Genomic DNA, 8,815 nt, shown 5'->3' with positions numbered 1-8,815 from the left:
CTGGTCGGATTTTACTTGGTGTACACATTGTCGAAGACAGCGGTTCCTTTTGGTGAGATTGCACTATTTATTGTTGCTTGCGGGGCTCTGGGTGGCATAGCCTGGTTGTGTGTCGCAGGCGCCACCTTTATTCTCTGGCTGATTCACTTGCCGACAAACTCCACAACAATGCAAAAGCGACTTAATCATGACACTGGCGAAGAAGTTGAGAGCTCTGCATGGACCTGGGGTACTACGTTTCGCGTTTTGCGAGGGGGAAAGAATACTTAATTTATTGTGACTACGTAGTCGGTAGGTAAAAGTTCTCCACCGCTTTATGTGCCGACTTCTGACCGATTCAAGCTACACATAATATACCTTTTATTTGCCCCCGTTTGCTCTGTTTGATTATTTTACCGAGCTTGGGCATCATCCGCCTTCCGGATACTAAGATGGTTACTGAACGAAGTAACGTTCGTAAGCTTGCTGGCGGGATGTTCCACTCAGCGTGGCGTATAGTTGCGTGGTCTCAGGCTTTTCATGCCCAAGGATTGATTGCACGGCGACCAATGGTGCCCCTTGGTTTAGCAGTACAGTAGCCAACGTATGTCGCATCTTATGTGGGCTGACTCGTTCTGCTAAATTACATCGTGAGGCGATTCGTTTGAAAATGTATTGCATCTGATGAACGGACATCCGATGTGGCTGACGCATGGTAACAAATAGGGCTGGGTCATGGTCGTTGCGGTCTCGAAGATATCGTTTCACCCATATCCGTGCCTTTGCCCCAAAGTACACCTCACGTTCTTTGTCACCCTTCCCAAGGACAGTTACTGCTCCACGGTACCAGTCGATCTGATTTCGATTTAACCGTTGAATTTCGGATATTCTACCACCAGTAGCGAAAAAGAATTCTACCAATGCATGCTCGAGGGAGGAACTGCACGAGTCACGAAGCAATTCGAGTTCATCGATCGTCAGGGCTTTCGGAACTCGCTTCCCTTGTTTGGGTTCCTTCAATTTGAGCGTAGGGTTTCTTACGATCAGGTCTTCTTCAACCAGCCAACCAAACAAACTCTTGATTGCCCGGATTTTATGACCAAGACTCGCAGGCTTTAAATGGTCGTTATGACTAAGATGGTCACGCAACATATTCAGTGTCACTTTTTCCACCCGTAAGTCTCCCACGTCCCGGATCAACAATTTATGTTGCTGCCGATAGGCGCGGATAGTAAACGGCGAAAACCCTTCCTGACTTCGAATACTTAAAAATGTTTCGGACGCCTGAGAAAGATTCATAAGTCTAACCTCCCCATAAGAACTTTCTAGTTGAAAACTATGACAAGTCTAGTAAACTAGCATTCCCAAAGGGAGAGGCGGCAAACCTTGTGTGACTAGACGTTTTGAGTATTAATAAGGGCCGTGTTTTCGACTAATGTTAATTTGGGCAGATCCAAGTGATATTCTTGTTGTGAGAACGGGATTCAATTTAAGGTTACTTAATTCATCACTGCATAGAAATGCATGTCCGCCGGTATGGAATTGTGTCGCAAACGGAGAGTTGAGTAGTAACCCTATCACCAAAATGAGTAGTCATCAGTGATGATCTGGAGGAACTACTGTGGAGCCTTGTTGGGCTTTTGGTCAGCAATGGTGTTCTGTGGATGAATGGCGAGGAGGGTCACTTTGAAGGAGTATCCGGAGAGAATCGAGGCGCAGGCTCTTCTCAAGTTAGTTTTGGGTCTGCACACTCGGGTATTGAGGAATGATGATGAAGGGCTTCGTCAGCAAATTTCACAGTTTTCGGACTACGTCTTGCGCAGTGTACCGTTAGATGAGTTATTGTTGAGGTTCGATGATTGGGGAAATGATGCCCGAGTGTTGGAGTATGCAGACATGGATGTGGACAAGCAACCGCCTATCGTTCTGGGGCATCGGATGTATCCGTCGGGGAAACTAAACGTCATTGATGGACTTCATCGGTCGGTGGCACGGCTCCGGTGTGGACTGGATACCGTTTGGGCATATGTGCCAGATGACGACAGAATAAAGGCAGGCATTGACGCATGAAGTTATCCGAGATGGTCAAGGACTGGGGCGGTTTTGAACGCTTGGTTGCTGATTTGCATAACACGGGTGACGTTAAAGTTGAGCACAATGTGATTCTTACGGGGCGCTCCGGTGCCCCTCGGCAAATTGATGTTTTGATTACGCATACACAAGGTTTCTACACTGAAAAAATCATCGTTGAATGTAAGTACTGGAACACCAGAATTAAACGGCTGCATGTCGATGCAATGGTTGCCCAACTGCAGGATTTAAACGCGTCGAAGGCAGTATTTTTCACTGTGAAAGGGTGTCAGTCGGGAGCCAAAACTATGGCTGCAGATCATGGAATTGAAATTTTCCTTGTTCGGGAACCGACGGACGACGAATGGGGGGAGCCCGGACCTGTACTCAATATACACCTTCAGGTAATAGACCGGAGCATACTCAAGTATTCATTCCCAGGAATGCAAGTATACACAACAGCTGTAGCATCAGGTCACCAGGGTGTAAGGCTAAACATGACCATGGGATCCCCTGAAGTGAGAAGTGCCACGCCGACCATAAAGGATGACGGTAGTCCCGGAAAAACCCTCGAGCAGATAATTGATGAAGGTACATTGGGCGTGCTGAAAGGGTCATTCAATCAAAACGCAGTGACATTCAATGGGGGCGAGGAATGCACTGTTTACATGGTCAATCCGGCGGTAATAAGCATACACCCGCCAGCTCACATCGTGGTGGAAGACAAGCATGTACTCATTCCACAGATTCAGATAGAAATCGGAATTCGTGTTCATCAATCTAGGATTGTGATCGATCGCCGGAGTAGCTATCTCTACGCGTTGGTTGTGCAGGACGTAATCAAAACCGGTAGATTTTACGCGTCCCGGCGCAGAAATGCTGACACTTCTCTAATTGCCCCGGCAGTGGACGAAGCCCCGCACGAAGGCGACGAAGTGGTGAAAAATGGTTCCGTCTTGCATGTGTTCACGAACCAGTGGTTTGATCCAGCTGAGATGTCAGGGTTGACTCTGGTGGATATGGAAACTTTGCGAAACGACAATGTACAATCAAATGATGAATGAATACAGGATGGTGGACAATGGCAGCCTGTCTGAATTGGTGCGCCCTCTCTGCATACTTATACAAACTTCACGATGTGGTCTTCCTGCGCAAATGGGCAGTTATGCGCAATTTCGAATGAATACCGAGACGCGACGACGTGAAATCGAGTCAGGATGGTGAACCTGGTGTCCAATACCATTCCAATTGTTGTAATGATGTGCGGGATAGCAGGATCTGGAAAGACGACATATGCCCAAAAACTAGAGAAAAATGGATTTGTTCGTCTTTCAATCGACGAGGAAGTTTGGGCAAGCCGTGGACGTTACGGGATTGACTATCCCGCTGATAAGTATGCCGAGTATTCTGTCGAGGCAGAGAAAAAGCTACGTCATCAACTTGTAAAACTGATTCACAACGGGAAAAATGTCGTCATCGATTTCAGTTTTTGGCAACGAGCCAGACGAGATGAATATAAGCACGTAATCAGGGACGCTGGAGGCGATTGGAAATTAATATACCTAAAAGTCAGTCCTGATGTCCTGCGAGAACGACTCGCTATCCGTAGCCATCGTTTTGACGCAAATGCTGCTTTTCCCATCACTGAGGACATTCTGAATTCGTACCTAAAAGGGTTTGAAGAACCTTCTGGTGAGGGTGAAACGGTGCTCTAATTGTAATTTCCTTCTGTCGCATAAGGGTAGGAAACTCGAACAAGAGCCTGCCATATCTTTTTGGAAGGATGGTGGGAATCGAAGTGGCGAATCTACAAGCAGGATATGGGCTAGACCAAGATGGATACATCGTGAGTGACGTTGGTATAGACAAGATTGATGTTGCCTATCTTCCGTGCATACATGAATGTGTCGAGGAACTAATAAAGTTGTTCCCCCATCGGTTGCACAGTGTCTACGTATATGGAAGCGTTGGAAGGGGTGAAGCGGTAAAGGGTGGGTCAGACCTGGACCTCATTGTCATGTTCAATGGCGCACTAACATCCGAGGATTCAATGGAGTTAAAGACCCTTTCTGACGCATTGTCTCAAAAGTATCGTTCTTTGGTTCGCGATGTCGGCGTAGCTGTTGCGGATGTCGACTATACAGTCGACCCGACGAATTATTACGAAGGGGCATTTCTTAAAGAAATTAGCGTCTGTGTCCACGGTGAGGATCTTCGAGTGAAATTCGGTCCGTACAAACTCACTCCAGAGATACCAATGAGTTTCAACGGAGATATTGGTGACGTTGTGTCTCGGACAGTACGCCGTTTAGAATCGGCTTCCGACCACGAATTTAAGAGAGTTTCACAGGGCTTTGCTCGTAAACTCATTCGAACATATTATTCAATGGTGATGGTACGGTCTCAGATCTGGACGACACGACTCCATCAGCAGGCTGAAGCAGTCATTCAATATTTCCCTGAGAAAGAGTCTGTAATTCGTACCATGCAGGCTTGGCTAGAAGAAGCACCGACAAACCACGAACAAGTCCTAAATCTCGTTGAGAGCGAGGGTAACTGGGTTACCGAGAACTTTGAAAGTGAAGCTCGCACACGTTCTTCCTGAATAAAAGCAGGACCCGAAGAAGTGTGGTCTGTCTATGATTGTATGAATATTCACTTTTAACTAGTAGCCGTTATTGGACTCTTGGGCAGGAGAATGGAGTAGTATGGCTACAAAAAGGGGGTATAAATACGCCTCAGTGGCGCTTGCTAAACTTAAAGAGGGCGAATGGACGACAACACAATTATTTTAGGACCCAAGTGAATCTGTGGTTTCCGGCTCCGTGTCTAGAATCAGTTGCTTTGCTGTAGTTAGAACGTAGTGGGTTGAATACATCGTTTCGATCCACGCATCACCTGACTTGGAGAATCGCAATCGCTTCTTCGAACCCTTTCCCCAGGATACATAAGCGGTTTGAGATGACTTCAAATTCGCCGATTTCCCGAATTCACGAAGTTCATTGAGAATGAACTTCATTTTACTAAAATTTCCTTCGCTCACTTGCTCCAGGTACGGAATTCGCCGGACACGCCAGTCTGCGACTTGCTTCTTCGTGACCCGCCCCATCTTCACCAGCAGATCGACTGGGCTGACATATCCTTTTTCGTCTACCAATTGACCTGCACATGACCAGATTCTCTTACGCATTTCTTGTTTGCTCAAGGTGAAATACCTCACATTCGTTTGTGTTAATTTGGTTGATCTGGTTTTGAACACCGGTGACTCAGTGCGGTAACAGTTAATACATTTGCTCATCTAGATTTTATTTTGCTCTATGGTTATGTTTTCGTCTTCCAGCCACTGCAGGATCTCGCGTCGGTGTGTTTCACGCTCAAATTTGAACCATTTCTCACGTTCCTCTGGGAAGTCGAACAAAACGTCTTTAAATGTGCGGAAGGGTTTTCGTCCGTTTAATGCTGTGTTTAGACGGTCTTGTAATTCCGTTGATGTGACAATTTCCACGAAGTCGACCATGAGTCCGTAGGCATCGCGTGATGCAATGGTTGGCAGTTCCAGATAGCGTTCTTCATCTTCGAGTTCTTCTTCTAAGTCTCCGTCCTTGTATCCGGTCAGGAGTGGGTCCATTCGCATCAGAATTTCCCCAGTGTTCACGTCAAGATAATGTGAAATTTCGTCGCTATTCATTTCATAAGCATCGCACAACTCATCTAAACTCACGGAAACTTTCAGCATGAACCAAACCTCCAGAAGCGTAAGCAGTGTTGTCCCCATTATAGATCGACTCATATTAACAGGGAATGTGCGCAGATTGAACAGCCAACTCTGATAACAGACGTCTCAAACGTCGGATTATCTTGAGGAGGTTGAAAGTATGCGACTATCGGATGCATCAAACATGTTCCTGGAGCTGAAGGGACAGGAAGGATTCTCGCCGTACACCATTCATGCCTATCGACTTCAGCACAAACTGTTAATACGGGACATAGGTGACCTCGACGTTACCGAAGTGACGTTGCAACTGCTACGGACCCATCTGAGTCACCACACTCATCTCAAACCGGCAAGTTTAGGTCACAAAATCCGTGCCATTAAGAGCTTGTCTCACTGGCTTGTGGAGGAAGAACTGCTGCTACGTAATCCCACACTGAAGGTGAATGAACCGAAACGGAGTAAGCGGGTTCCAAAAGCACTGACGATTGAAGAACTCGAATTACTTCGTGATTCCTGCCGAAGTTCACTCGAACATGCGCTGGTCGAATTTTCATTTGCCAGCGGTTGCCGTGTCGCGGAGATGCAAAGGCTGAGCCGCGGAGACATTGACTGGCAACGTTCTGCCGTAACTGTACTGGGGAAGGGGAACAAAGAGCGAGAAGTCTACTTCGGAGCGAGGTCGCGGATTTGGCTGCAACGCTATCTGAAGGAGAGGCAGGATGATGACCAAGCTCTGTTTGTGACAGTCCGCCAGCCACACCGAATGTCAATTCATCAGATACAGTATATCTTCAAGCGGATTGCAGTCCGGTGCGGTTTGCGAGAGCGGGTGAGTCCGCACAAGATGAGACATACTCTGGCGACCGTGCTTATCAATCAGGGAGCGCCATTGGTGACCGTCCAGTCCATATTAGGTCATGAAAAACCGGAGACAACGCAGTTGTACGCAACCCTTAGTGGAGCATCACGACAACAGGCGTATGAGCGATACTTCGTTCAGTAGTCGTAACAGGGATGAGAAGCTCTTCATCGATAACTCCTCATCCCACTTGTGGTAAAATATGAATAATCATGCACGGCGTTCCATAACAAGCTTCTTGCACATCAGGGCAGGAGTGCGCAATAGCAAGGAAATGGAAAAATTACGTAGAATAGATATCCGACGATGAAAAGTTGCTCAACTTCTATAACCAGCTATACGCGTGGGCAGAGATTGCTGTGGGAGGAATATCATGATACCGCAACGGGTGACGTTGGTCACAATTGGTGCGTGGGATGTACCGAAACTGCGAGCCTTTTATAAGAGATTGGGTTGGTACGAAACGGACTGGAGTTCGGACAACTATGCAGTATTCAAGAATGCTGGGTGTATGTTTTCAATTTGGTCAATGGACGAGTTGTCCAAGGATGCAGAGACAACGATTCCCAGCGACCCTGGATTTTTCAGAGGTGTTACATTAGCTATAAACGTGGAGACGCGTGAACTGGTTGATACGGTTCTGTCAGAAGCAGTGGCGGCTGGGGCTCGAATTAACCGTCCTGCGAGCGATAGGTTTTGGGGTGGAAGAAGCGGTTGTTTCCTCGACCCTGAGAACAATGCGTGGGAAGTAGCGTACAATCCGAATGCCGTATTTGACGAAAACGGTGCAATGGTTGAAATGAACGGTTGAGGGAGGTGGATGGAGTGAGAACGTCATCTCCAAAATTACCTCTAACGGATGAAGAACGAATCCGATTACGGGAGTCCAAAATCAAATTAAAGGATGTTGCACGTACCAACCCAACAGAACTCTCAAATGTTTTGGGTGTTAGTTTTGAACGAGCCCAACTGCTTTGTGCTCTTTCTGCCTTTCAAACCATTCCTTCCATTGGTCCGAGGGCTGCACAGTGGGTGTTGGACTTAGGATACTATTCTTTGAATGAGATCAAAGAGGAAAACGGGTCGGACTTACTTAATCGCTTGGAAGAACAATACGGACATTGGGTGGACCCTTGTGTGGAAGACGCTTTGCGCTGCATCGTGTACCACGCGAATAACCCGAATAGTGAAAAATGTTGGTTTGACTTTACGGAGGAACGCAAAACATATCGGGCTCAGTATGGTTATCCAACGGGACGCCCATCTCTAGCGTGGTATGACGTAAAAAGCTGATTCCTGTTCAAGGAGGCTTAATCACAGAGGCATACCGATGCAACTGCATAAGTATCCATCGTTGTGGACCTGGCGGATCTTCGGGTAACGGGCAGGTTACTGACGTAGCGACCTAACTGAATCTTGGGGTATATGAGACAGAGCTAAGACCTATCGGGGAGGAAGTATTATCGAGAGAGTCAACGTTGCGTTTGTTGTGACTGTGGTTATAGTGTTCGCTGAATCAGTCTTAGTACTGCTGGTTAATCAAGAAGCTTACGCAAACCTCATCGATATGACTTGGTTTATTGTCGCTCCATTGCCCTGTTTAATTTTGGGCTGGATAGGGATGTTGAAAGGGCGTGCGAAGCGTGTCATATGGGTCAATTTGACTCTGCTGCTGGTGACTCCGCTCATGTTCTTTCTGGCACTGCCACATGTCACGTACCAGAGCGGGCAGGAACTTGTGTCTCGTCACATTGGAAGCCAATCGGTTCAATTTGTGGCACCGCCCATCAGACATGTATCAGTTGTCTACAACGGATATGCATTTCTTCTTCACCATGAGTTTTACTACTACGAGGTATCGCTGCAAGACACTAGAAAACACGATTATTACATAGTTAATCCCATGACAGGGCAAGTCATGCAATTGAAAACTGGGTTTTACGGACAATAACTAGAAAGATGGTTGTGTTAGTTCTTCTTCAGGTAACGGACAGCATTCCTGTTAAGAAGCAAAATCGGGTTTGAGACAATAAAAAGCTCCTGATAGTGTTGATGTCGTCGAAAACACACCACTAATCAGGAGGCTTTACAAGATGAGTATAACGCAAAACAGCAAGATTCGTCGTATTACAGATTCGACCTTGGTTATCGGAGCAGACATCGCGAAGAAGGTCCATGTGGCACGTGCGTGC

The 8,815-nt window shown here is 46.9% G+C and carries 12 protein-coding genes; 9 read left to right on the top strand and 3 right to left on the bottom strand.

Translation table 11 applies throughout. The features are described from left to right. A partial coding sequence (locus AN477_RS25265) for a hypothetical protein (protein WP_054970004.1) occupies positions 1-270 on the top strand: 270 nt, incomplete at its 5' end. Between the two features lie 165 nt (positions 271-435). Here the strand turns inward: AN477_RS25265 and AN477_RS15110 are convergent. Continuing rightward, a complete protein-coding gene (locus AN477_RS15110; RefSeq protein WP_054970003.1) occupies positions 436-1,278 on the bottom strand; it encodes a tyrosine-type recombinase/integrase in 843 nt (280 codons plus the stop codon). Between the two features lie 387 nt (positions 1,279-1,665). On the opposite strand from AN477_RS15110, the gene AN477_RS15105 reads away from it, so the two are divergent. The 4 genes from AN477_RS15105 (at position 1,666) to AN477_RS15090 (ending at position 4,654) form a co-directional block, all read left to right on the top strand. Next, positions 1,666-2,049 carry a hypothetical protein gene (locus tag AN477_RS15105; protein WP_054970002.1) on the top strand — a complete coding sequence of 128 codons (384 nt, stop codon included), beginning with the start codon at positions 1,666-1,668 and terminating at the stop codon, positions 2,047-2,049. Beyond that, the gene (locus AN477_RS15100) at positions 2,046-3,113 is read left to right on the top strand and encodes a restriction endonuclease (protein ID WP_054970001.1); all 1,068 of its coding nucleotides are present in this window, start codon (positions 2,046-2,048) and stop codon (positions 3,111-3,113) included. The genes AN477_RS15105 and AN477_RS15100 overlap by 4 nt, the downstream gene beginning before the upstream one ends. A 165-nt stretch (positions 3,114-3,278) precedes the next feature. Continuing rightward, the gene (locus AN477_RS15095; RefSeq protein WP_281176355.1) at positions 3,279-3,764 is read left to right on the top strand and encodes a P-loop nucleotide/nucleoside kinase family protein; all 486 of its coding nucleotides are present in this window, start codon (positions 3,279-3,281) and stop codon (positions 3,762-3,764) included. Between the two features lie 83 nt (positions 3,765-3,847). Beyond that, positions 3,848-4,654 carry a nucleotidyltransferase family protein gene (locus AN477_RS15090; protein WP_169787909.1) on the top strand — a complete coding sequence of 269 codons (807 nt, stop codon included), beginning with the start codon at positions 3,848-3,850 and terminating at the stop codon, positions 4,652-4,654. A 186-nt stretch (positions 4,655-4,840) separates the two neighbouring features. Here the strand turns inward: AN477_RS15090 and AN477_RS15085 are convergent, their stop codons facing one another. Together AN477_RS15085 and AN477_RS15080 are read right to left on the bottom strand one after the other, a co-directional pair. Further along, positions 4,841-5,254, bottom strand: a complete 414-nt coding sequence (locus AN477_RS15085; protein WP_211266019.1) for a hypothetical protein — start codon at positions 5,252-5,254, stop codon at positions 4,841-4,843. A 93-nt stretch (positions 5,255-5,347) separates the two neighbouring features. Further along, the gene (locus tag AN477_RS15080) at positions 5,348-5,785 is read right to left on the bottom strand and encodes a UPF0158 family protein (RefSeq protein ID WP_169787908.1); all 438 of its coding nucleotides are present in this window, start codon (positions 5,783-5,785) and stop codon (positions 5,348-5,350) included. Positions 5,786-5,924: 139 nt separating this feature from the next. Here AN477_RS15080 and AN477_RS15075 point away from each other — a divergent pair, with 139 nt between their 5' ends. The 4 genes from AN477_RS15075 (at position 5,925) to AN477_RS15060 (ending at position 8,574) form a co-directional block, all read left to right on the top strand. Continuing rightward, complete coding sequence (locus AN477_RS15075; RefSeq protein WP_054969997.1) at positions 5,925-6,767, top strand: tyrosine-type recombinase/integrase; 843 nt, start codon at positions 5,925-5,927, stop codon at positions 6,765-6,767. Between the two features lie 229 nt (positions 6,768-6,996). Then, positions 6,997-7,434: a VOC family protein gene (locus AN477_RS15070; protein ID WP_054969996.1), complete on the top strand. Its 438-nt coding sequence runs from the start codon at positions 6,997-6,999 to the stop codon at positions 7,432-7,434. A 14-nt stretch (positions 7,435-7,448) separates the two neighbouring features. Then, positions 7,449-7,916, top strand: coding sequence for a helix-hairpin-helix domain-containing protein (locus tag AN477_RS15065; RefSeq protein ID WP_054969995.1), 468 nt, complete (start codon positions 7,449-7,451; stop codon positions 7,914-7,916). Positions 7,917-8,112: 196 nt separating this feature from the next. After that, positions 8,113-8,574: a hypothetical protein gene (locus AN477_RS15060; RefSeq protein ID WP_054969994.1), complete on the top strand. Its 462-nt coding sequence runs from the start codon at positions 8,113-8,115 to the stop codon at positions 8,572-8,574. The last annotated feature ends 241 nt before the right edge of the window (positions 8,575-8,815 follow it).

The organism is Paenalicyclobacillus ferrooxydans (genome assembly GCF_001399675.1).
In the GTDB taxonomy this organism is placed as follows: Bacteria; Bacillota; Bacilli; order Alicyclobacillales; family Alicyclobacillaceae; genus Alicyclobacillus_B; species Alicyclobacillus_B ferrooxydans.
This window is presented reverse-complemented; position numbering and strand designations above follow the sequence as displayed.

What these genes read in the sequence shown, in the direction of transcription:
- AN477_RS15075 (WP_054969997.1), top strand. Translation starts at nt 5,925, where the DNA reads ATGCGACTATCGGATGCATCAAACATGTTCCTGGAGCTGAAGGGACAG.
- AN477_RS15080 (WP_169787908.1), bottom strand. Translation starts at nt 5,785, where the DNA reads ATGCTGAAAGTTTCCGTGAGTTTAGATGAGTTGTGCGATGCTTATGAA.
- AN477_RS15070 (WP_054969996.1), top strand. Translation starts at nt 6,997, where the DNA reads ATGATACCGCAACGGGTGACGTTGGTCACAATTGGTGCGTGGGATGTA.
- AN477_RS15100 (WP_054970001.1), top strand. Translation starts at nt 2,046, where the DNA reads ATGAAGTTATCCGAGATGGTCAAGGACTGGGGCGGTTTTGAACGCTTG.
- AN477_RS15110 (WP_054970003.1), bottom strand. Translation starts at nt 1,278, where the DNA reads ATGAATCTTTCTCAGGCGTCCGAAACATTTTTAAGTATTCGAAGTCAG.